Source organism: Psychrobacillus sp. 05T411, assembly GCF_056396485.1.
Window position 1 is genome coordinate 19615 of sequence record NZ_JBFTLO010000004.1, and the last position, 22969, is coordinate 42583.

Sequence of the window (22969 nt, forward strand, 5' to 3'; positions counted from 1 at the left end):
ATATCCCTACACCATTCAATTTATAAAAGCACAAGAAAAGGAAACAAGTCTATTTCGAGACTTGTTTCCTTTCACATCACTTCGAGTTATCAGTAATCCACTTTTCAATATAAGGATGAATTTCATTGACCGCTTTGCGACCTGTCACAACCGATACATGACCAGTTTCTACTATATGAAGTGTCTTGTTTTTACTAGACACTTTATCATTTAGGGGTGCAATCTGTTGTGGCGAAACAATATTGTCCCTTGTTGCAGAAATGTTCAATAAGTTCGCTTTAATATTAGATAGTTCTACTTTGCGTCCACGTACTACTAATTGATCATTAATCAATTTGTTTTCCTGGTAGAAATCTCTAATCCACTGTCTATATGATTCGCCCGGAAAAGGAACACCGTCATTTAGCCACTTTTGCATTAGCTTCCAATTTAAAACAAAGTCTTCATTTTCCACACGGTCAGCTAAACTTACATATGGTCCTACAACATTGGAAATTGGATTCAGCAATTTATTTCCAAAGTCAATTAATTCGAAAGGAATGTTACCAAGCGTATCGACCAATTTATCTAGCTGAAAATAACGTTTATCTAGCCAGTTCGAATAATGCCCCGCATCCTTAAAATCAATTGGACTCGTCATCAAAATAAGGTTTCGAATCGGCAATTGTGGATAAAGTGCACTGAAAACCGCTGTCATCGTTCCACCCATGCAATATCCTAATAGTGTGATATCCTTCGCTTTAGAAGTCTTTAACACTTTGTTTACTGCTCGAGGAATATAATCTACGATATAATCATCTAGTTTCATATGGCGATCTTCATGACCAGCAGTACCCCAATCTATCAAGTAAACATCATGCCCTTTATCAGTCAGATGCTCTATCAAGCTATTACCTGGGTAAAGATCTAGAATATACGGCTTATTGATCAATGCATAAATCATTAGAATTGGTACTTTGTTTGTTTTCTTAATAGCGGGTTGATAGCGATATAATTTAGCTTTATTTTTCGTCCAAATAACCTCTTTCGGTGTCTGGCCAACTTCTGGTTCAGCATCCGAAGAGATAACTTCTGTTAAGCGTTTAATCTGTTGGATGTTTTTATCTTCTGAAAGACGGTCGATCCAATTATCGAATTGTTTCGTATCTAGTGTAACCATACAATCCCTCCTACAACTATTTTTTTATCAATTGCTATTTATTACATGTAAAGACCGCCATTTACATTGATTTCTTGACCAGTAATATAACTTGCTTGCGCTAAAAAAAGTACCGCTTCTGCAATTTCACTAGTGCGACCCAATCTTTGTACAGGTACTTTAGCAACAATTGCATCTTTTACGTTATCCGGCATTGCTGCAACCATCTCTGTTTCGATGAATCCTGGGCAAATGGCATTTACGGTAATGCCATTTCTAGCTGTTTCAAGAGCTAGCGACTTCGTAAAGCCTAGTAGTCCGGCTTTTGAAGCAGCATAATTCGTTTGTCCGAAACCACCAGCTTGACCGATGATTGAACTAATATTAATAATTCGACCAGACTTTTGTTCTAACATATGGTTGATAACAGCAGATGTTGTGTTGAAAACACTATTTAAATTGATATTGATTACTTGATCCCATTCTTGTTTGGACATTTTACGGAAAGTACGGTCTCTTGTCACACCTGCATTATTAACAAGGATGTCTATTTTTCCGAAGCGTGCCAATACTTCCTCTACAAGCTTTTGTGAATCCTCTTCTATAGAAACATCCGCTTGAATGGCATACAGACTACCACCTTGTTGCTCGATTTCTTGCATAACATTTTCCATATCTAAAGTGCTACTTAGAAAATTACCTACAACTTGCGCACCGTTTTTTGCTAACGCTTTAGCTATTTCAGCACCAATTCCTCGTGAAGCACCTGTTACTACAGCTACTTTTCCTGCAAGAGGTTTTAATGGATTCGTTTGTTCCAATACAGTTGTTTGCAATTCTGACATTTAAAATACACTCCCAATATATATTTTATTTTAGAAATCATTATTTAAGAAATCTTGTAGTAGTAAATTATTTCTTCGCACTTGTAACTGTTGGTGTTACTGGTCCAGCTGTTACTTTAGGATTGTTCTGTGATTCTAGTGATTTATCTAGTAGTTCAATTACACGATCTAATTTCTTATCTAAGTTATTTACAACTTTTTTTAATTGATCAATTTCTCTTGACGCATCTGCCTTCTGTGCATCCAATTGGTCTTCCAGATCATCCACTTTCGATTCGACGTTTATGATAAGGGAAGCAACATTTGCAATTTCATCCCTTGAAGGCAAATTAACTTGTTTTAAATAGGACTCAGTCATTTTGTTCACAATTCCTTGATACTGTAAATACTGACTTTGAACCTGCCCTAAACTTTCTGCAAAAGACTCTTTTCCAAGCGTATCTTGGATAGCATCTCGCCATGTACTTTCCGTTTTCTCATACACATTTTTCCACATTGTAAAAGCATCGAATGAAGTTGTCTGGGTCAATGGAAATCATCTCCTCTTCTTAAATTCACCATAACTTTATCACACTTTAACATGGTAGTGTGTATTAAAAATGTAAAGATTGTGACTATTCGATATATTTCCAACGTATTCCTCTTTATTCGACAAACCTTGTCAAACTTTTTCGAAAATGAATCCCTTGACTTATCAAACATATAGGTGTAAATTACACTTATATGCAACAGCTAATAAAGTAGGTGATTGATAATGGAATCTAAAGAGGAAGAAACAAAAAAAAATAAGAGCCCCAATATAGGTGCTCCAAAAAATTTCCTTATCCCAATCATGTTGCTACATTTACGTGATTGGAATACACATGGTTATGGATTAATGGAGAAAATTTCACAGTTCGGTATGGAGTCCGTTGACCAAGGGAATTTTTATCGTCTTCTTAGACAGCTCGAAAAAGATGCCTTAGTAACATCAGAATGGGATACGACATCAGGTGGTCCAGCTAAACGTATTTACTCGATTACGGATGCAGGTAAACAATATTTGGATTTATGGGCAGGTTCATTGAGTCAGTATCAAAAAATGTTGAATCAGTTTTTCAATATATACAACCCTTTTTTCACCCCACTCCAATCTTCCTCCGATAAGAAGGAAGATGAGGATTGATACCTGGATGTAATGCGAAAATTAGCATTCATTATAAATAATAAACATGTTTTGCTAAATTAAAGGAGGAATTACAAATGGCTAGAGAACAATTAGGTAACGGTGTAGATTTATTGTGGGATGGATGGTTAAACGGTTTTAAAACGTTACAAAGCTTGCAAGATGATGTTCAGAAAAAATCATTACAAGCATTTACCTACCAAAAAGAGCTTCTAGATTCTACAGTAGCTACGTTGACTGCCATGGAAGAAGAAACAAAAAAAGCGACACAAGAATGGCAAGATAAAGTGCAAACAAGCGTAAAGGGAATCAGTGGAAACACACAATTAGATCAAGTGTCTACATGGCTGAACAATGTTCAAGAGATTAATGATAAAGCACAAGCATTATCATGGAAACCAAGCTATGCGGTTCTAGATCTTTTCGTTCAATCACAAAACCACTTAGAGTCAACTGTTAAAACAGCAATTGAACAACAAAAAATCGAACGTGAAGAAACTTTAAACAAAATCGAAGAATTGACTGTATTACTTAAAGGTGCGCATAAGGATTTATTAGCATCTGCAGGAGTATAATTTCTAGCTTTTCAAATCATTCTAAACGAAAAAGAGAGGGGTTATCATTTCAGATGATACCTCTCTCTTTCTTTACTTTTTAGTTAACCTCAACAATACAAAAATGGCAAGCGCCAGTACGAGCAAACCAAATATAAGAGCAAGTGAAATAATTCCAAAAGCAACTAAACTCATTTTAATAACACTCCTTTACGTATAATCCATTTTAAAGGAGTGAAAAGGAGAGTCAACTAATACTAGCTAATCGACTTTAGAAAACAAATCATTGAGCGATTCACTCATTGTCGGATGGGTAAATATAGTATCCCGCAAAAATGTATAGGGCAATTTTGCTTCCATTGCCACTCGCACAACATTAATTACTTCACTAGATTCCACACAAAATAAGGTGCATCCTAAAATTTCTTTCGTTTTCGGATTAACAAGTGCTTTTAAGTACCCTTCTGTTTGCTCTACTATGCGTGCTCTTGGAATTCCAGCTGCTGGCATTGTAACTACTTGATAGTCTAAACCTTTTTCTTTTGCCATTTTTTCATTTAATCCGACATGGGATAGTACGGGATCGATAAACACGGAGTATGGGACGTTCATGCGTTCTTTTTTCGTGTAAGAACCATCTCCGAAAAGTTGGTTTTTCACGATACGGAAATCATCTAGCGAAATATATGTAAACTGGGGACCTCCATTTACATCACCTATTGCCCAAATATTTTTCGCAGTAGTTTTTAAAAAGTCATCCACTACCGCTGCACCTCTATCATTTACTTCTACAGAGGTATTTTCCAGACCTAAGCCTTCTGTATTTGGCTTTCTGCCTGTTGCAAGTAAGACTGCATTTCCGTGCACTTCTTCGATCCTATTATTTTTTTTATAAGTGACTACTACCTCACCTTGTTGATTGTTTACTGATTCTACCTTGCTATTCACTTCGAATGTTATGTTCTTCTTCTCTAGTACTTTCTTTACTTCGTCTGCAATATCCTGATCTTCATTTGGCAAGAATTGTTCATTTCCATCAATTACAGTAACTTCGGAGCCAAAGTTCGCATACATCGAAGCAAATTCAAGTCCAATATAGCCTCCACCTATAATGATTAGTTTTTCTGGAAGCTCTTTTCGTTTTTGCAATGTCGTTGAATTATACACAAATTTAGCATCTTTTAGACCTTCGATTGGGGGAATGATTGGAGTAGATCCTGTATTAATAAAGAAATTATCCGCCGTTACTTCAAACTGGTCTTCCGCAGTTTTCACTTTCACTTTGTCGTTGCTTTTAAAAGTTGCTTCCCCGGTAATCACTGTAATTTTCTCTTGATCATCCAGAATATGAAAGTTTTTGTTACGTAAAAAGGTAGTTAACTCATCTTTTTGATGAATAGCGTTTGCATAAAATCCCTCTTTGGAAGTATTTACATATTTTCTTTTTTCGGCTGAATGAACAAGCGATTTCGTTGGGATACACGCAATATTAATACATGTTCCCCCATACATTTGGGATGACTTTTCAATCACTGCAACCGTCTTTCCGTTTTTAGCGAACTCGGAAGCAAGTGTTTTCCCACCTTTACCAAAACCAATAATAACTGCATCATATTTTTGCATCTAAAAACCTCCCTAATACACTATTTCCTTTTATATAAGAAGGTAAACTTAAAACCCCACTTTCTGATATCCCGGAAAGTGAGGTTCTACTATTTAATAAGGTTCTGCTTCATTACTTTTTTCGATCGCATCTTTAGGTGCCTGATCGCCTTCACGATTTCCTAGCGGCTTTTGGCTAGATCCACCTGATTTGGCTTGTGCTAGACCTTCTTTTAAGTGACGTCCGTATTCTTCATCTGCTTCTTCTGCCAATGCAATCATTTTTTCTTGAATTCGTTTATCGCAACTAGAAAGGTCATTAACAAGATTGGCAATGAGTTCAGTTTTTTCCCATTGTTCAAAATTTCGGTATGTTTCTCCAGCTTGTTTTGTATTACTTTGTCTGTCAATCGATTGTCGTACTAAATTTCCTTTAATCATCGGGGTATATTCTTTGCCCAGTTGCTTTGCTTCCTTTAGCCCATCTAATATGGAAGGTTCATAATTAATATGCGGATTTTGAAAAGGTGCCCGGTCCAACTTATATTGCATTTGCCCTCCGCTTTGATTGGTCGCAACTCGTTTTTTAGGAGCATTAATCGGTAGCTGCAAATAATTTGCTCCTACACGATGACGCTGAGTATCTGAATAAGAAAAAGTACGGCCTTGTAACATTTTATCGTCTGAGAAATCTAGTCCGTCGACAAGTACCCCAGTTCCAAATGCTGCTTGCTCAACTTCCATAAAATAATCTTCTGGATTACGATCTAATACCATTTTACCAACGGCCATCCAAGGGAATTTATCTTCTGGCCACAGTTTCGTGTCATCTAACGGATCAAAGTCTAGTTCGGGATGCTCATCATCACTCATTATTTGAACGAGCAGTTCCCATTCAGGAAAGTCACCTTTTTCAATGGCATCATATAAGTCTTGTGTTGCATGGTTAAAGTTTTTCGCTTGTATTTCCTCTGCTTCTTTTTGCGTTAAGTTTCGAATACCTTGTTTTGGCTCCCAATGGTATTTCACAAGCACAGCTTCACCTTCATCATTGACCCATTTATACGTATTAACTCCTGAACCTTGCATCATTCGGTAATTTGCTGGAATACCCCAAGGTGAATAGACAAATGTAACCATATGAAATGTTTCTGGTGAACTCGCACAAAAGTCAAAAAATCGCTCGGAATCTTGAATATTTGTCACTGGATCTGGCTTAAATGCATGGATCATATCCGGGAATTTTATCGCATCTCGGATAAAGAAAATCTTTAAATTGTTCCCAACTAAATCCCAGTTACCATCTTCCGTATAAAACTTCACTGCAAATCCACGCGGATCACGCAATGTTTCTGGAGAATGACCGCCATGAATAACAGAAGAAAAACGAACAAAAACAGGGGTGCGCTTCCCTTTTTCTTGAAACAATTTTGCACGGGTATATTTCGAAATCCTTTCATCACCAGCTGCTCCATACGCCTCAAAATAACCATGTGCTCCTGCACCACGAGCATGCACAACTCGTTCTGGCACACGCTCTCTGTCAAAGTGACTAATTTTCTCGATAAAATTATAGTTTTCAAGTGTAGCAGGTCCACGGTTTCCAACTGTTCTCATATTTTGATTGTTCGTAATTGGATGCCCCTGCCTATTGGTTAACGTATCCTCATCCTCTATATTTGTTTCAAAATCCGGTTGCTCTTTTGTCACTTGTTGTCCTCCTAAACATCATATAGATTCTACTTCCCCTATATACTGTCCAGTTACTATATTTAATAAACAAAAAAGTGAATAATAAAAGCCTTCCGCTACATTCACGGAAAGCTTTTCTCGCTACAAAATAATTAATTCTTTATTGGATTTCGTAATAATTTCTATTCCATCTTTTTTCAAGATAATATCATCCTCAATTCGAACACCACCAAGATCAGGAATATAAATACCTGGCTCTACCGTCAAAACCATTCCCTCTTCAATATGCTGCTCGCATTTTGGATTCATAAAAATATCTTCATGGATATACAAACCAATTCCATGACCCATGCCATGGCCATAGTATTCACCATATCCTTTTTCACTAATAAAATCGCGAGTCAATGCATCCGCTTCTTTCCCTGTCATGCCAGCTTTTATACCATCAAGTGCATGTTCTAGGGCCCCAGATACAATACCATATATTTCTTTCAGCTTTGGATCCGGTTCACCGACTGCAACTGTTCTTGTCATATCAGAGCAATAGCCATTATAATATGCGCCAAAATCAAGGGTAATCATATCTCCTTGTTCTACTATCTTTTCACTAGCCACTCCGTGCGGTAATGCAGAGCGAACACCCGAAGCAACAATCATATCGAAGGAAGAAGAAGTTGCCCCTAGTTTTCGCATATGGAATTCTAGTTCATTTGCTATTTCAATTTCCGTAATTCCTGGACGAATAAATGTTAAAATATGAGAAAATGCAGCATCTGAAATTTCAGCGGCTCTCTTTAGAATTGCAATTTCGGATTCACTTTTAATCATACGTAATTTTTCCACTGCTCCAGAAAGTGCCACTAAATCCGCTTTGGCATATTTACTGAACTGAGAATAATACTGGTAAGATACATGTTGTTGCTCGAAACCTAGCTTTTTAATCCCTAAACTTTCCGCAAGATTAGCAATTTCTTCATAGATTACCGCTCTATCTATTTCTTTTACTGTAAAATCCTTTGTTTGTGCATTTGCTTGACTAGTATATCGAAAATCTACTAATAGATACGCGTCTGTCTTAGAAATTAGTACTGTTCCAGCGCTGCCAGTAAAGTCTGTTAAATATCTTCTATTAATACCATCCGTTACTAATACACCATCAATCCCCAGTTCATCAAACGATTGTCTTAATTTCACTAGCTTTTCCATCATTAAACCCCCATAGTATTCATTTCCCTATAATTCAATATAGTACGAAAACGTTGAATTTACTATAGGAAAGAAATCATTGGTAGGCTTAAGTAGGAAATAACTGCACTTTATTGCATTTGAAAAGCTAGACGTTTCCAAACATTTTCTCTGACTAGTTTCTCTATTCCTCGTTTTTCATATAAATACGACTGTAAATTCCCTTTATATTGAAGACTCGTCGTCGGAAGTTGTTCGAAATGATGTGGCTGTGCAAAACATGGGGCAATCGGAAGTCTAGTTGTCTCACATTCGTTCATCAGCATTGCTACAAACTGCGAACAAAAAAATGCATACGGTCGCTCTATTTTAATGTTCATAGCCACTCCAAATAACCCGATCAAATTGTATTTATATAATCCTTTTTGTTGCTCCATGCGACGAATTTTATATCGCATTCGATTATATTCTTGTATGGAAACTTGGCATTTATATATTGCACAGGTCGCATTAGTAAAAAGCCCTTCTGTAGGTTCTTCTCTTATGAATCCTCCATTAAAAGGATTATGCTTATTCTTTCTCCCAAAACTATACATCTCATTAAGCGCTTCATCGAAAGCAATGGACGCATGATTCATATCTTTTCTCGTGTACATACCAATCGCTTTGGAAAACAAGGTCCCTGTGTTACTCAAAACGATATAAATAGTTTTTCCCATTCTTCTCACCTCGTTCATAGGAAGCATTTTGCCCCCTTATCTACTGTTCTAATCATCTCTTAAAAGCATTCTTTTCCAAACGGGCTCTAGGAGGAAAATTAGTAAGGCTTAAGACGTAGGAAAAAAATAAGTTACGAAAATAAGATAGAAATTCAATGATTACACAACAGATTATATAAGAGTGTTGTGTCAGTAGTCACTAAGTTTCGTTTTAATGATTGTTCCTATTTCTTAAGACTGTTAAAATTTCAATGAGTATCTAGTACATTTAGATTACTTTTGATTTGTTACTAATAAAATGCAAGGAGAGATAGTATGACTCAATACAACTTAGAAGAATTGAAATTATTAAACCAAGTTTTCTTCGCTTTATTTATAGTAGCTGATTTTGCACTTTTTCTTTTTTTCTATACTAGTGCATTTCCTTGGTTTGCATTATTAGGTGCTGGCATCGGTTTGTTCATTATTGTACTTTGCTGGACAGGCAAAAAATATATATATTTTCTGGCTTCTTTGCTAGCATTTACAGCTGTATTTTCAATCATTTATAACTGGCATCTCATTTTCCATTAATCATATGCGTAAAAAAATTCTATTCTATTAATTTGGAGGTTTCATTAATGTCGGAACAAGAAAAGAACAATCCTATTTTAGATAAACGTACTTCTAGACGTTCATTTATCAAGAACTCTGGATTAACAGTTGGCGGACTAGTAGTAGGTGGTGCCATTGGTAGTTTATTAGGCGGGAAATCAGAGACAACTACACCTACAGTTGCTCACGATTCAAATCATACTGCTATCGATTATAGCGAGACCCGTCAGTTTTTCGCACGTCAAAAAGATTTTGATGCAATGGCAGCAGCAACAGAAATGATTTACCCGGAAGACGAAAATGGTCCTGGTGCCATTGCATTAGGTGTCCCTTATTTTATCGATAAACAATTAGCTAGTCCTTGGGGAAGCAATGCAGATGACTATAGAAAAGGTCCTTTTACTGCAGGAGACACTCCACTTAATAAAGCCGATATCGTATTACAAGGTTCTCGCAAGCTGAATGAAGTCAGTGAAAAAGAATATGACGGCACGCTTTTTAAAGACTTAACAGAAGAACAAAAAATTACTTTATTAACATCTTTCCAAGCAGGCGAAGTAGAAATGGAATTAGTAAGTTCCGCTGCATTCTTTAGTTTACTAAGAACACTTACACTACAAGGATGTTTTGCGGATCCATTATACGGAGGTAATAAAAACATGGCTGGATGGAAAATGAAAGAATTCCCTGGCGCACAAATGTCTTATACTGCCTATTTAGAGGAAGAAGAATTTGTTCTAATAGAGCCTGTTAGTTTAGGCGGACACAAACATTAATAAGCAATTAAATGAGGAGGTACATATATTATGGTGACAAAATTGCCTAAAGTAGACGTTGTTACAACAGGTATGGGTTGGACAGGCGGTATCGTTGCTGCCGAACTAACAAAAGCTGGCTATCACGTAGTGGGTTTAGAGCGTGGAGTAGAAAGAACAATTGAAGATTATTTACACGGTCATGATGAATTAAAATACAATACGCACAAAGAGTTAATGCAAAAATTAACGAAAGATACGATTACTTTCCGAAATACGTTAGCAGACGAAGCGAAACCAGTTCGTGATGAAGCTGCTCTTGTTCTTGGGACTGGAACTGGTGGTGGCGGTGCTCACTGGGGTGCACAAACATATCGCTACTTCCCTTATGATTTTGAAATTCGTAGTAAAACAATCGAAAAGTATGGCGAAAGTAAAATTCCAAATGGCGTAACAATCCAAGACTGGGGTATTACATATGATGAATTGGAACCATATTACTCTAAGTTCGAGCAAATGGCTGGGGTTTCGGGAGAAGTGGACCCACTAGCAGGGCCACGTTCCATCGATTATCCTACCCCTGCACTAAAAAAACTGCCACAAATGAAAATGTTCCATGAGGCAGCAGAAAAACTTGGCTACCATCCGTATGTAGTACCAACTGGAACTATATCAGAGGCTTATACAAACCCAGATGGAGAAACATTAAATGCATGTCAATATTGTGCATTTTGCGGAAACTACGGTTGCGAATATGGAGCGAAAGCCGATCCAATCGTAACAGTTATTCCAACTGCTAAAAAAACTGGGAACTTTGAACTTCGCACAAATTCCATCGTAACTCGTGTTTTATATGATGGAGACAAAGCGACAGGTGTACTTTACAAAGACACTCGCACAGGAGAAGAATTCGAGCAGCCTGCAGATGTAGTCGCATTGACTAGTTACACGTTTAATAATGTTCGTTTACTATTGTTATCTGGAATCGGCGAACAATATAATCCCAAAACAGGTACAGGTATGATTGGGAAAAACTATACAGATCATCATACGATTACCGGAGCAATTGCTTATTTTGAAGAAAAGAAATTCAATAGTTATATCGGGACCGGTGCACTTGGATCTGCGTATAATGACTTCAATGCAGATAATTTCGACCATAGTAATGTTGATTTTATCCATGGTGGTCAAATTGAGATGCATCTTATGGGGAACGAGCCAATTGCAAATAATCCTGTCCCTTTTGGAACGCCTACTTGGGGGAAAGAGTTTAAAGAAAACTCTTTACACTACTATCACCGTAATATGACCATTGTTTCGCAAAGAGCTATTTTGCCACATAAAGATCATTATTTAGATTTGGATCCTACTTACAAGGATGATTATGGCGATCCTTTAATTCGTGTAACTTTCGATTATACAGAAATGGATCATAAGCGTAATGAGTTTTTAGTAGAAAAATGTGCAGAAGTAGCGAAAGAAATGGGTGCCGATATTATTGATATTATTCCAATGGCAGAGCATTTTGGCGGAAGATTCGCTTTCCAACATGATGGAGGCGGAGTCATTATGGGAAGCAGTCCTGAAAATTCTGCAGTGAATAACTACTTACAAATGTGGGATGTAGACAACCTTTTCGTATGTGGAGCTTCGGCGTTTCCACACTTTGGACCTACAAATCCAACGCCAACAGTTGCCGCATTAACATACCGTGCAACTGAAGGTATGATCGAGTTTTTGAAAAACGGTGGCGGTCCACTAGTCAACGCAAAATAACACTTCTTTAACGAACTATGTTATATTTGTAGTGATTCTAAAATAGAAAAGGAGGAAATACCATGCCAAATATAGGGATACCAGGTTTAATCCTCGTATTAATCATAGCTTTAGTTATCTTTGGCCCATCAAAGCTTCCTCAACTAGGTAGAGCAGTTGGACAAACACTGAAAGAATTTAAAACCTCGACACGAGATATTATAAACGATGAAGAAAAAGAGGAAGTTAAATCCGAAGCGAAAGAAATCGAACTTGAAAAGAAATAATAAATAGGAAGAACCAGCTATTTTTATGATAGCTGGTTTTTTTAGTTAAACCTAAAAGAACTAGTATTTGTCTTGAATATTTCTAGAAGATTATCAGCTATTTCATCTGGTGATTTTACATAGCCCCCCTCAATCCATTCCAATAATACCCCATATGATCCATACATTTTATACGTATTAAAATGTTCAATTTGAATCTCTTCATTTTCCGTATTTATATATGTAATTGCATCGAATATTTCTTTCATTTTCCCTAAAAACTTCTGCTGTAAGCCTGGTATTGTGTCTTGTATCGTTAAAAGGCTATAGAAGTTTTTATATTTATAAAGATGTTGAAAGAACGTGTTGGATGACGGCAGTATGTGATTATATTTTATATCCTCCACGTCTTCAAAAGGTACGTGAAATGAATAATGTAGCTCTTCCAAAATCTCGTTTACCAATTCTTCCGTCAAATCTTCTTTATCTTTAAAATACAAATAAAAAGTACTTCTATTATAATCTGCCCGCTCCACTATATCTGTAACGGTTACGTTTTTATATCCTTTTTCCCGGATTAAACTGATAAAGTGTAGCTTAAAGATTCGCTTTGTTCTTCGAATACTTCTATTTGTATCATGAGATTTTACTGGATTCACATATATCGCCCTTTCTGTTGTATATTATACAGCACTGGCCATTCTATCTCTAGTTAAATAGGCATTAGATATTTCCTTAAGGAAAACACCTTTTTTCTTATAGTCCTTTTAAATGATTCAGTAATTGAGATCAGTTAGTAAAAGCTAAAACCGACAAATGAAAAGTATAAAAAGATCCGAATTAGTTAATATTAAGAGTAGTTGCTAAAAGGAGGTAATACCATGCCAAATATCGGTGTACCTGGTTTAATCATCGTTCTAGCATTAGCTTTAATCATTTTCGGCCCAACTAAACTACCTCAATTAGGTAGAGCTGTCGGACAAACTTTGAAGGAATTCAAAACTTCTACTAAAGAAATAATGGATGATGTGACGGATGAATTCAAATTAGACGACAATGACGGAGAAGCTAATAAGAAAAAATAACAGACTGAGCCAGCTATTTTTCTCGAATAGTTGGCTTTTTGTTCCTATAGAAAGCAACTTGCAAAAGTCTATTTCGTCCAAATTCTAAGGGAATTATTTTAGATGAAAGTCGAGGTTAGGCTTACGATGAAGAACTTTCTAAAATTTGGGTATTTACAAGCACTGTGTTGTATCTTCCCTGTTATCATTTTTGGTGCACTGGCATTATCGAAGTTTATAGCTATTCCGTTTTTACCACGTTATGATTTCATTTTATTCATTTGTATAGCTGCCCAGATTTTTATGCTTGTATCCAAATTAGAAACATTTGACGAGTTAAAAGTTATTTGTATGTTTCATATAATCGGCTTGGCATTAGAAATATTCAAAGTACATATGGGATCTTGGGCTTACCCAGAGGAAGCTTATAGTAAGTTTTTCGGAGTACCTTTATATAGTGGTTTCATGTATGCGAGTGTTGCGAGCTATATTTGTCAAAGTTGGAGACGAATGGACTTACATATGTATAACTGGCCAAAGCCATTTTTCGCAGTTGGTATTAGTGCTCTTATTTACTTGAATTTTTTTACACATCATTTTAGCTATGATGTGCGATGGGTGTTAAAAGCTTTATTGCTAATCATTTTCTTCCGAACTTTTGTCACTTTTCAAGTGAACGAAAAAGTTTATAAAATGCATATGATTCTCGCTTTTCTATTGATTGGTTTCTTTATTTGGATTGCTGAAAATATCACGACGTTTTTAGGCGCTTGGCAATATCCAAATCAGGAAGCTACGTGGTCCATTGTGCATATTGGGAAAATAAGTTCGTGGTTTTTACTTGTTATTATTAGCGTTATTATTGTTGCTCAGTTGAAGAGAGTGAAAAGTAGTACTAAGCTAGTAGATTCAAAAAACACAGTCAACAGATATCAAAACTGCTGACTGTGTTTTAGTTTTAGTCTACGACAAAATATCTCGCATCTGGATGCGCAAAAACAATGGCGGATACTGATGCTTCAGGCTCCATCATGAATTCTTCCGTTAACTCTACACCGATATCTTCTGGTTTGATAAGACCAAATAATTTGGATTGGTCTTCCAAGTTAGGACAGGCTGGATAGCCGAATGAAAAGCGTTGACCTTGGTATTTAGCAGCGAATCGTTCGCGCATTGTAAAATCTGTTGCATCAGGGAAGCCCCACTGATCTCGAATTTCTTGGTGAATTCGTTCTGCAAATCCTTCTGCTAGCTCAAGTGCAGTTGCTTGCAAGGCATGGCTTTCTAGAAACTTTCCTTGCTCTTTTAATTTGTTTGCTGCTGCACGTACGCCATGACCTGCCGTAACGAGCATGAATGCGACATAATCCATCTCGCCACTTTCGACCGACTTCAAGTAGTCGGCAAGGCAAAGATAAGGTTCTACCGATTGACGCGGGAATGTAAAGCGCTCAATCTCCGTTTTGGCATCACTTGGATCATAGATAATGACATCATCCCCATCTGATTGTGCAGGGAAAAACTGATACATACCAGATGGTTTTAATATATCAGCTCCTAAAAACTCCGTTACAAGTTCATGCAATTCCACTGCACGCTTATCTTTTTGTTCAAGCAGTTTATCGCTATATCCTTTTAACCCTAAATGGTGACCAATAAGTGTCCGCATATTGACGTATGGATATAGATGCGACACGGAATAATCTTTTAATACACGTCTACGTAAGTCTTTCGGTTGGTATATTTGCACGTCTTCCCTTACTGTTTTCACCGGCTTCGTTAATACCGCGACCGCTTGTTTTGATGCTCTGTTGGCTTCTGCTACTTTTCGTTTTTCTTGTTGAATCGTTAGTTCTTCTAAAAGTGTTATTTTATCTCCTTCATTTTGTAAGCGATTCGCCAACTCTAACCCTTGCATCGCATCTTTTGCATATAGTACTGGTCCTTCATATTCTGCTGAAATTTTTGTTTCCGTGAAGCGCCTAGAAAGAGCTGCCCCACCTACCAGCATCGGTACATCTATACCAGCTTCTTTAAAATCCTGCGCTGTAATGACCATTTGTTGGGCGGACTTAACAAGTAGACCAGAAAGCCCCACAATATCTGGTTTCTCCTTCCGAATGACTTCTATTAATTCAGCTGGGGTTACTTTTATTCCTATATCCAACACTTTATATCCATTATTACTGAGGATGATATCGACAAGGTTTTTTCCGATGTCATGTACGTCCCCTTTAACAGTTGCGAGAACTATTTTTCCTTTACCAGAGTCATTCTCATTTTTCTCCATAAATTGTTCCAAATAAGAAACCGAAGCTTTCATCACGCCTGCACTCTGAAGAACTTCCGCGACAATTAATTGATTGTCATTGAAAAGACGCCCTACTTCCGACATCCCCTCCATAAGAGGACCATTTATCACTTCGAGTGGTGAATCGTACATGTTAAGTGCCTGTTCTAGGTCTGGAATAAGTCCTTCTTTCGTTCCCTCGATAATGTAATAAGCGAGACGTTCAGGTACGGTTTTCGGAATATCGGCTTCCGTTTTTTCTTTCTTTTTATCTCGATAAAAGTCTGTGAAATCTGCAAGTGTTTTGTCAGTAGTCGTAAATAATAATTCATTAGCCATTGCAACTTCCTGTTCTGGAATCGATGCATATCGCTCTAATTTTTCCGTATTTACAATCGCGTAATCGAGACCTGCTTGTGTGCAATGATAAAGATAAACTGCATTAAGCACTTCCCTACCAACCGGTGGTAGACCGAAAGATACATTACTTACACCTAGGGTAGTCAGTGACCTTGGCATTTTTTCTTTTATTAAACGGATCCCTTCTATTGTCTCTACTGCAGAGCCAATATATTGTTGATCTCCTGTCCCTACTGGAAATACAAGTGGGTCAAAAATAATATCTTCTGGTACAAGTCCCCATTTATTCACGAGTAAATCATACGAGCGCTCAGCGATTTCTAGTTTACGTTCACGCGTAACTGCCATTCCTACTTCATCTATTGTTCCAACAACTACCGCCGCACCGTATTTTTTTACAAGTGGCATCACAGCGTCGAAACGTTCTTCCCCATCTTCTAAATTGATTGAGTTAATGATTGTTTTCCCTTGAGAATATTTCAATGCTTCTTCAATAACTTTTTCATCCGTCGAATCGATTACAAGTGGTACTTTTACTTTTTTCACTACTTCTTTCATAAAGTTTGTCATATCCGCTAGCTCGTCGCGGTCTGGATTTGCCAGACAAATATCAATAACATGGGCGCCACCTTTTACTTGGGCGCGTGCAATTTCCGAAGCTTCTTCAAACTTTTCATCTATTATAAGTCGTTTAAACTTTCGTGATCCAATTACATTCGTACGCTCACCGATTAAAAGTGGGCGCATCGAATCATCGTAAAGCAGGGGTTCGATTCCGGAAACAACATGACCATGACTTGCCTCAGCTGCTTTTCTTGGTGCAATACCTTCCACCGCTTCTCGTACCGCTCGAATATGGGCAGGCGTCGTTCCACAACATCCGCCAACTAAATTTAACCAACCTTTTTCTGCAAAACCTTTTAGCTTTTTAGACAATGAGTCTGGAGATTCATGGTAATGCCCTTCTTCGTCCGGTAATCCCGCATTCGGATAACAACTCACATATCCATCTGATAACTCCGAAAGAGAGCGGATATGATCCGTCATAAATTCGGGGCCAGTCGCGCAATTTAAYCCAACCGAAAGCGGTTTTATATGTTCAATCGATATATAGAAAGCTTCAATGCTTTGCCCAGCTAGAGTAGTTCCCATCGGTTCAATTGTGCCGGAGATCATAATTGGAAGCTCTTTGCCTGTTTCAGTGAATGCTTGTTTAATTCCTATTGTTGCAGCTTTTACGTTTAGCATATCTTGACTTGTTTCGAGTAAAATCAGGTCCGAGCCGCCTTCCACTAATGCTTTTGCTTGGACGTAAAAATCATGCGTTAATTCATCAAAAGTTATTCCGCCAGTGACAGATAACGTTTTTGTCGTCGGACCAATTGCCCCTGCTACAAAACGTGGCCATTCGGAAGTTGAGAATTCCTCTATGCATTTCTTTGCAAATTGGGCTGCACGAAAGTTTATATCATACGCTTGGCTACCAAGATCATACTCGTTCAATACAACTGGCGTTCCACCAAATGTATTCGTGCAAATGATGTCTGCACCTGCTTCTAAATATTCACGATGAATTTGCTCAATGATTCCTGGGTTGACGATATTCAAATACTCATTGCACCCGTCATATTGCTCTCCTCCGAAGTCTTCCGGCGCGAGATTCACATTTTGGATCATTGTCCCCATCGCACCGTCGATAATGAGGATTCTATTTTGAAGTTGCTGCTCAATTAGATGTTTGTACATAGCTGTTTTCTCTCGCTTTCTTACTATCGATTTCATTAATATGTTTGATTAATTCGAGCGACATATCGTATCTGAAAAAAGGTGTAATTATATAAATACCATTGAATAATTCCGCTGCAGTGTCTATTAGTTCTTTGGCAATTTGTATTCCTTCTGCAGTGGCACTTTCTCTATCTTCGCCACATGCACGCATCCTTTCTAACACTTCATCGGATAATTTGATGCCCGGTACTTCATTGTGCAAGAACTCGGAATTTCGAATATTTGTTAGCGGCATAATACCGATGAAAATAGGAGTTGCTAAATGTTTGGTTGCCTCATAAATTTCTTGAATTTTTTCTTTTGTGTAGACAGGTTGCGTGATGAAATAATCGGCACCACATTCGATTTTCTTCTCTAATCGTTTTACAGCACGGTCTAAGACTCGAACATTTGGATTAAAAGCCGCTGCTATAGAGAAGTTTGCCTTCTTTCGAAGCGATTTCCCTGAGAATGAAATACCTTCGTTTAATTGCTTAATTAATTGAATTAATTCCAAACTTGAAACGTCATAAACACTTGTAGCACCCGGGAAGTCACCAATTTTTGTTGGGTCACCTGTTACCGCTAAGATGTCATGAATACCAAGCGCATCCAGCCCCATTAAATGCGATTGGAGGCCAATAAGATTGCGATCGCGACAAGTAATATGTGCAAGCGGTCGAATATTATTTTGTAGCTTTAACATAGATCCCATCGCCATATTGCTAATGCGAGGGGAAGCAAGTGAATTATCCGCCATTGTCACAGCATCAACACCAGCATCGTAGAGTTTACTTGCACCTTCCATAAATGTTGTCGTATCTAGGTGTCGCGGTGTGTCTAGTTCTACAATTATAGTCCGTTCTTTTTGTGCTTTTTCATGAAGAGCCTCGTTGATATTTGGCTCTGCTTCACGAATGATAATCGGCTTTTTAGGAGCAACAACTTTCGCTTTTAATGGGGGTAATTGGCCAATTCTTTTTTTCGCAGCTTCGATATGCTTTGGAGTCGTTCCACAACATCCACCTATCAATCGAACGCCTTCTTCACGGAGAAGCAATGCTGCACGACCAAAATAATCGGCCTCTGATTCGTACACTATGCGACCATCCTCCATATCCAGTAAACTTGCATTCGGAAAAGCTGAAAGGAACGCATTTTTCGGAAGTGTAACTCCCTCTAGTGCTTGTATGGTATGGAAAGGACCTAGACGGCAATTGACTCCAACAACGTCTGCACCTAATACATCAAGTTGTTGTAATGCGTCATTCAGTGATAAACCATTTTGCAATATGCCTGGCTCATGCATGGATACTTGCGCTATGATTGGTGTGTCCGTCAACTTTCTTAAATGAGTAACTGTTGCAGATAATTCTTCAAAATCATAATACGTTTCGAGTAATAGTCCATCCGGATTGCCAGTAAGCAAGTGACTCGCTTGCCCATCAACCATTTGAATAATTTCGGCTAACGTTGCATCACTTTTACGAATGCCCCGTATTCCCCCTATTGTTCCTAGCACAAACTGTCTACCCGGTGCAGCAGCTCGTTTAGCGATTTGAATTGCCGCTTCATTGATTTCCTTCACTTTATTTTCTAAGCCGTATCTGGCCAATTTAATCGCATTTGCGCCGTATGTATTCGTTTGGATAATATCTGCACCTGCTGTGATATAGTCCTGGTGGATCTTCTCGATAATTTCTGGTCTTTCGATGTTTAGTTCCTCATTGCAATAGTCAATTCCATAAGAATATAGCAGCGTCCCCATTGCTCCATCTGCCGTTAACACACTTGTTTGTAGTTTATCTAACAATCCCACTCGCACCCATCCTCTCTACAATAAAAAAAAGCCCACTTTTAAAAAGAAGGCTTTACGAGTATAATAATTCGTCCCTTCTCATCTTTCAGACTATTATATGTCTGCTGGATTTAGCACCTGACCTAAACGGCAGGTTGCTGAAGCTTCACAGGGCCAGTCCCTCAGCTTCTCTTGATAAGAATTAAATATTCAGTTTTTTAGTTAGACATATCGTACCTTTAATAAACTAAAGCGTCAAGTACATTTTAGAATTTTCTTTATATTTAACTGGCGATTTATCGATTTATGCCAATAAAAATAGGACCAAAATTGAATTTTGGCCCTACAATATCATCTAAAATTAAATTCTTGCACCAATTAACGCTGCTGTATCTTTCCCATTTTGAATACAAGCACCGATGCCAACCCCATAATACGAACATCCAGCCAGTACCACATTAGGCATCACAACTGCCATTTTCTCCTTCAAAGATTGAACCGCTTGTCCATGCTCTAAGTGATAATTTGGCATTAAATCATTCCATTTGGTCACTTCGACAACTTGAGGCTTCCCAGTTAATTTCAAGCTCTTTTCGATATCTTGTAAAGCGACTTGAACTAACTCTTCCTCACGCATATCTTTCATCTTTTCAAATGCAGGATTTGTGCTTTTGTAGAACATACGAACAAGCAAATGGCTATTTTCAGATGTATGCTTCCACTTGCGACTTGTCCATGTACACGCATTGCATTTCACATCGCTATTTTCGGAAACGATAAAGCCGGTACCTTCAGCAGGAAGCTGTTCATCCGGAATGTCAAACCCGAGATAAATACTAATGAGAGATGAATTTTTTAGTTTATTAAAATCAGCGTCCAATTCTTCGTCTTGCAATAGACTTTGTGCCACATTATGTGGAGTTGTTAATATAACGTAATCTGCTTCGATTGACTCATGATTAGAAAAGGAAACCTCATATCTATCTTCATTTTTCGCAACTTTCGTTGTGTGTACTCCTTTTAAAATAGTAGCATCGCTTAGCTCTTTTTCTAAGCGATCTATTAATGCAGAAAGGCCATTTTTAAAAGAAATAAACTTTTTATTGGAAGCACTTTGGAATTTTTCTTTATTCGCTTCTAAACCTTTGATAATGCTACCGTATTCATCTTTATAATCTACTAAATAAGGTAATGTGGAAGCCAGTGTTAGCTTATCTAGATTTCCAGAATATACACCTGATAGGACAGGTGCTATTTGTTTTTCCACTAACTCTTTACCTAAGAAATGCTCTAAAAAAGATCCAATCGAGCTATCTTTTGTAAAGCTTTCATTAGGCAACTCAAAATCTTTCAACGCCTCTTCTTTACCTTCTTCAGAAACTAATGTGCTACTTTCTAACGATTCCTCACTCGTTGGTATACCAAATACCGTATCCGCAGGGATGGCGTGCAACTCATTATTCGTATATATATAAGAAATACCTGTTGCATTATAGACAAGTTCGTCTTGTAAATTTAACTCTTCGACTAAAGGCAAAACTCCTGCATTGCGTGCAACAATGGAGTCTGCTCCGGTTTCCATGATAAACTCTCCATTACGGACAGAATGAATTTTTCCCCCTAAATAATCATTCGATTCCACTAAAACTAACTCTATATCTAAGGCTTTTTCTATTTTAAGCTTTTGCAAATAGTGCATAGCAGAAAGTCCTGTAATTCCTCCGCCAATCACAATTACTTTTTTCAAAATGCTCACTCCTTGTCTTAAATCCGGTATTATTCACTACCTCTAGTATAATCATTATATAAAATATGCGGTATGATTTACCTCACTATTCTTTCCCTATTCCATTAGAAATCCGCAATAGTTTTCCATTTCGTCAAATTCACAAAAAAATCCTTCTATCAGCTAGCATTGCTAATAGAAGGATTTTCTCATAATGGACGTATTACTGCACGTACCGGACTTCCATCTGCACCTTGAATCCTAAGAGGCAAGGCTATTAGTTCATAATCACCAGGATCAATATCTAGTAATGATAGATTTTCTAAAATATGCACCCCATGACGATAAAGCGCATGATGAGCTGGCAAGTCTTTACTATTCAAATCATCAACTGAAGGATGGTCGACTCCGATTAAAAAGATACCTTTTTCCTGCAAAAACGCACCTATATTTTCTTTTAATAGGGGAATTTTTGTTGGAAATTGTTCCTCATTAATCGTTTTAGCTGTTTTTAAAAGTAATCGTTCCGCGCCATCGAGATCAAACACTTGCAACTCTTCTCTTCCAATTAACTCTAATCCCGTCACATCCACTACTTTTGCACGTCCAATATAAATATTAATATCGAGCTGTTCAATTGTCGGTGCTTGGTTATCAAAATGAAACGGAGCATCGGCATGCGTCCCTGTATGCACACTCGTTGTGATTCGTCCTATATTAACGGAACCAGTCTGTTCTTTCGTATATGCAAGTTCAAATTGAAATGGCGTATCGCCTGGCCAAGTACCGATTTTATTTGAAAAGGCTTGTGAAATATCTATCCATTTTGTCATTGCCAACCCCCGCTATAAATTCGTTCTCAAATCCCATAATTCAGGGAAAAATCGATGATCCAGCACTTTACGTAAATAATTCACGCCGGATGAACCACCTGTTCCAGTTTTAAAACCAATAATACGTTCCACTGTTTTCATATGGCGGAAGCGCCACTGTTGTAGCCAGTCCTCCACATCTACGAGCTTTTCTGCTAACTGATACAAATTCCAGTACTTATCCACATTTAAATAGACTTCCTTCCAAGCACTCGCAACCGACTTATCTCCACTATACGTTACGGAATAGTCACGCTTCACAACCGCCGGATTCAGCGCAAATCCTGCTTTTGCTAGTGCTTGGATAGACACATCATAAATGCTCGGTGCATGGAACGCTTTTTCTAGCTGCTCATGTAAGGCTGTATCTTGTTCGTAGATTTTCAGAATATGCTTCGTTTTATAGCCCAGTGCAAATTCAATTTGTCGGTACTGGTATGATTGAAATCCAGATGCTTTTCCTAGTGTATCCCGAAACTCTAAATACTCAGCTGGCGTTAATGTTGATAATACATCCCAAGCTTGAATAATCTGTGTTTGGATTTTCGTCACACGAGCGAGCATCTTAAAGGCAGCTTGCATTTTATCATCTGAAATTGCTTGGATAGCATTAGTTAATTCGTGCAATATTAACTTCATCCAAAGCTCGCTTACTTGGTGAATTACAATAAATAACATTTCGTCATGATGGCCCGATAACCGTTTTTGACTCGATAAAATGCTATCAAGCTGCAGATAATCACCGTAAGTCATATCATCTCGAAAATCAGTGTGAATTCCTTTTTCACTTTTCGGATCCGAATTATTCTCTGCCATTTAACC

Annotated in this window: 21 protein-coding genes and 1 riboswitch; of the genes, 8 read left to right on the top strand and 13 right to left on the bottom strand. The window is 37.7% G+C overall.

Going from position 1 to position 22969, the window contains the following annotated elements:
* Nucleotides 1-76: 76 nt before the first annotated feature.
* The 3 genes from phaC to AC1DFT_RS04310 all read right to left on the bottom strand — a co-directional run bounded on the left by phaC (nucleotide 77) and on the right by AC1DFT_RS04310 (nucleotide 2512).
* Entirely contained in the window at nucleotides 77-1159 is a 1083-nt protein-coding gene (gene phaC / locus AC1DFT_RS04300) for a class III poly(R)-hydroxyalkanoic acid synthase subunit PhaC (RefSeq protein ID WP_477917960.1), read from the bottom strand.
* 41 nt (nucleotides 1160-1200) lie between these two features.
* A complete protein-coding gene (fabG, locus tag AC1DFT_RS04305; RefSeq protein WP_477917961.1) occupies nucleotides 1201-1983 on the bottom strand; it encodes a 3-oxoacyl-[acyl-carrier-protein] reductase in 783 nt (260 codons plus the stop codon).
* Nucleotides 1984-2050: 67 nt separating this feature from the next.
* Complete coding sequence (locus tag AC1DFT_RS04310; protein WP_477917962.1) at nucleotides 2051-2512, bottom strand: polyhydroxyalkanoate biosynthesis repressor PhaR; 462 nt, start codon at nucleotides 2510-2512, stop codon at nucleotides 2051-2053.
* A gap of 225 nt (nucleotides 2513-2737) precedes the next feature.
* On the opposite strand from AC1DFT_RS04310, the gene phaQ reads away from it, so the two are divergent.
* On the top strand, nucleotides 2738-3148 hold the full coding sequence (gene phaQ, locus AC1DFT_RS04315) for a poly-beta-hydroxybutyrate-responsive repressor (RefSeq protein WP_477917963.1): 411 nt from the start codon (nucleotides 2738-2740) through the stop codon (nucleotides 3146-3148).
* A 77-nt stretch (nucleotides 3149-3225) separates the two neighbouring features.
* Nucleotides 3226-3723, top strand: a complete 498-nt coding sequence (locus tag AC1DFT_RS04320) for a PhaP protein (RefSeq protein WP_477917964.1) — start codon at nucleotides 3226-3228, stop codon at nucleotides 3721-3723.
* Between the two features lie 240 nt (nucleotides 3724-3963).
* On the opposite strand, the gene AC1DFT_RS04325 is transcribed toward AC1DFT_RS04320, so the two are convergent.
* From AC1DFT_RS04325 to AC1DFT_RS04340, 4 genes are all read right to left on the bottom strand, one after another.
* Nucleotides 3964-5325 carry an FAD-containing oxidoreductase gene (locus AC1DFT_RS04325; RefSeq protein WP_477917965.1) on the bottom strand — a complete coding sequence of 454 codons (1362 nt, stop codon included), beginning with the start codon at nucleotides 5323-5325 and terminating at the stop codon, nucleotides 3964-3966.
* Between the two features lie 93 nt (nucleotides 5326-5418).
* Complete coding sequence (locus AC1DFT_RS04330; RefSeq protein ID WP_477917966.1) at nucleotides 5419-7014, bottom strand: catalase; 1596 nt, start codon at nucleotides 7012-7014, stop codon at nucleotides 5419-5421.
* A 123-nt stretch (nucleotides 7015-7137) separates the two neighbouring features.
* Nucleotides 7138-8202 (bottom strand): M24 family metallopeptidase, encoded by a 1065-nt coding sequence (locus AC1DFT_RS04335; RefSeq protein ID WP_477917967.1) that lies wholly within the window; start codon nucleotides 8200-8202, stop codon nucleotides 7138-7140.
* A gap of 110 nt (nucleotides 8203-8312) precedes the next feature.
* The gene (locus AC1DFT_RS04340; RefSeq protein WP_477917968.1) at nucleotides 8313-8900 is read right to left on the bottom strand and encodes a hypothetical protein; all 588 of its coding nucleotides are present in this window, start codon (nucleotides 8898-8900) and stop codon (nucleotides 8313-8315) included.
* Between the two features lie 315 nt (nucleotides 8901-9215).
* Between AC1DFT_RS04340 and AC1DFT_RS04345 the strand changes: the two genes are divergently transcribed.
* The 4 genes from AC1DFT_RS04345 (at nucleotide 9216) to AC1DFT_RS04360 (ending at nucleotide 12291) form a co-directional block, all read left to right on the top strand.
* Entirely contained in the window at nucleotides 9216-9473 is a 258-nt protein-coding gene (locus AC1DFT_RS04345; protein ID WP_477917969.1) for a hypothetical protein, read from the top strand.
* 47 nt (nucleotides 9474-9520) lie between these two features.
* Nucleotides 9521-10270: a gluconate 2-dehydrogenase subunit 3 family protein gene (locus tag AC1DFT_RS04350; protein ID WP_477917970.1), complete on the top strand. Its 750-nt coding sequence runs from the start codon at nucleotides 9521-9523 to the stop codon at nucleotides 10268-10270.
* A gap of 30 nt (nucleotides 10271-10300) precedes the next feature.
* Nucleotides 10301-12025, top strand: a complete 1725-nt coding sequence (locus AC1DFT_RS04355; protein ID WP_477917971.1) for a GMC family oxidoreductase — start codon at nucleotides 10301-10303, stop codon at nucleotides 12023-12025.
* 62 nt (nucleotides 12026-12087) lie between these two features.
* Nucleotides 12088-12291, top strand: coding sequence for a twin-arginine translocase TatA/TatE family subunit (locus AC1DFT_RS04360; protein ID WP_093274514.1), 204 nt, complete (start codon nucleotides 12088-12090; stop codon nucleotides 12289-12291).
* A gap of 41 nt (nucleotides 12292-12332) precedes the next feature.
* Here AC1DFT_RS04360 and AC1DFT_RS04365 read toward each other — a convergent pair whose 3' ends face one another.
* Nucleotides 12333-12929 carry a TetR/AcrR family transcriptional regulator gene (locus tag AC1DFT_RS04365; protein WP_477917972.1) on the bottom strand — a complete coding sequence of 199 codons (597 nt, stop codon included), beginning with the start codon at nucleotides 12927-12929 and terminating at the stop codon, nucleotides 12333-12335.
* A gap of 222 nt (nucleotides 12930-13151) precedes the next feature.
* Between AC1DFT_RS04365 and AC1DFT_RS04370 the strand changes: the two genes are divergently transcribed.
* Both AC1DFT_RS04370 and AC1DFT_RS04375 read left to right on the top strand, forming a co-directional pair.
* Entirely contained in the window at nucleotides 13152-13355 is a 204-nt protein-coding gene (locus AC1DFT_RS04370; RefSeq protein WP_477917973.1) for a twin-arginine translocase TatA/TatE family subunit, read from the top strand.
* Between the two features lie 126 nt (nucleotides 13356-13481).
* Nucleotides 13482-14279: a DUF817 domain-containing protein gene (locus AC1DFT_RS04375; RefSeq protein WP_477917974.1), complete on the top strand. Its 798-nt coding sequence runs from the start codon at nucleotides 13482-13484 to the stop codon at nucleotides 14277-14279.
* A 13-nt stretch (nucleotides 14280-14292) separates the two neighbouring features.
* Here AC1DFT_RS04375 and metH read toward each other — a convergent pair whose 3' ends face one another.
* From metH to kynA, 5 genes are all read right to left on the bottom strand, one after another.
* Nucleotides 14293-17730 (bottom strand): methionine synthase, encoded by a 3438-nt coding sequence (metH, locus tag AC1DFT_RS04380; protein ID WP_477917975.1) that lies wholly within the window; start codon nucleotides 17728-17730, stop codon nucleotides 14293-14295.
* The gene (locus AC1DFT_RS04385) at nucleotides 17711-19570 is read right to left on the bottom strand and encodes a bifunctional homocysteine S-methyltransferase/methylenetetrahydrofolate reductase (protein ID WP_477917976.1); all 1860 of its coding nucleotides are present in this window, start codon (nucleotides 19568-19570) and stop codon (nucleotides 17711-17713) included. The genes metH and AC1DFT_RS04385 overlap by 20 nt, the downstream gene beginning before the upstream one ends.
* A gap of 75 nt (nucleotides 19571-19645) precedes the next feature.
* Nucleotides 19646-19751, bottom strand: a riboswitch (SAM riboswitch).
* A gap of 159 nt (nucleotides 19752-19910) precedes the next feature.
* Nucleotides 19911-21296 (bottom strand): protoporphyrinogen oxidase, encoded by a 1386-nt coding sequence (locus tag AC1DFT_RS04390; protein WP_477917977.1) that lies wholly within the window; start codon nucleotides 21294-21296, stop codon nucleotides 19911-19913.
* 188 nt (nucleotides 21297-21484) lie between these two features.
* Entirely contained in the window at nucleotides 21485-22114 is a 630-nt protein-coding gene (gene kynB, locus AC1DFT_RS04395) for an arylformamidase (protein ID WP_477917978.1), read from the bottom strand.
* Between the two features lie 6 nt (nucleotides 22115-22120).
* A complete protein-coding gene (gene kynA, locus AC1DFT_RS04400) occupies nucleotides 22121-22963 on the bottom strand; it encodes a tryptophan 2,3-dioxygenase (protein ID WP_477917979.1) in 843 nt (280 codons plus the stop codon).
* Between the last annotated feature and the right edge of the window lie 6 nt (nucleotides 22964-22969).

Excerpts from the sequence above, each read along its gene's own strand:
- phaC (WP_477917960.1), bottom strand. The coding sequence starts at position 1,159 with ATGGTTACACTAGATACGAAACAATTCGATAATTGGATCGACCGTCTT.
- fabG (WP_477917961.1), bottom strand. The coding sequence starts at position 1,983 with ATGTCAGAATTGCAAACAACTGTATTGGAACAAACGAATCCATTAAAA.
- phaQ (WP_477917963.1), top strand. The coding sequence starts at position 2,738 with ATGGAATCTAAAGAGGAAGAAACAAAAAAAAATAAGAGCCCCAATATA.
- AC1DFT_RS04320 (WP_477917964.1), top strand. The coding sequence starts at position 3,226 with ATGGCTAGAGAACAATTAGGTAACGGTGTAGATTTATTGTGGGATGGA.
- AC1DFT_RS04325 (WP_477917965.1), bottom strand. The coding sequence starts at position 5,325 with ATGCAAAAATATGATGCAGTTATTATTGGTTTTGGTAAAGGTGGGAAA.
- AC1DFT_RS04335 (WP_477917967.1), bottom strand. The coding sequence starts at position 8,202 with ATGGAAAAGCTAGTGAAATTAAGACAATCGTTTGATGAACTGGGGATT.
- AC1DFT_RS04340 (WP_477917968.1), bottom strand. The coding sequence starts at position 8,900 with ATGGGAAAAACTATTTATATCGTTTTGAGTAACACAGGGACCTTGTTT.
- AC1DFT_RS04345 (WP_477917969.1), top strand. The coding sequence starts at position 9,216 with ATGACTCAATACAACTTAGAAGAATTGAAATTATTAAACCAAGTTTTC.
- AC1DFT_RS04350 (WP_477917970.1), top strand. The coding sequence starts at position 9,521 with ATGTCGGAACAAGAAAAGAACAATCCTATTTTAGATAAACGTACTTCT.
- AC1DFT_RS04355 (WP_477917971.1), top strand. The coding sequence starts at position 10,301 with ATGGTGACAAAATTGCCTAAAGTAGACGTTGTTACAACAGGTATGGGT.
- AC1DFT_RS04360 (WP_093274514.1), top strand. The coding sequence starts at position 12,088 with ATGCCAAATATAGGGATACCAGGTTTAATCCTCGTATTAATCATAGCT.
- AC1DFT_RS04370 (WP_477917973.1), top strand. The coding sequence starts at position 13,152 with ATGCCAAATATCGGTGTACCTGGTTTAATCATCGTTCTAGCATTAGCT.
- AC1DFT_RS04375 (WP_477917974.1), top strand. The coding sequence starts at position 13,482 with ATGAAGAACTTTCTAAAATTTGGGTATTTACAAGCACTGTGTTGTATC.
- kynA (WP_477917979.1), bottom strand. The coding sequence starts at position 22,963 with ATGGCAGAGAATAATTCGGATCCGAAAAGTGAAAAAGGAATTCACACT.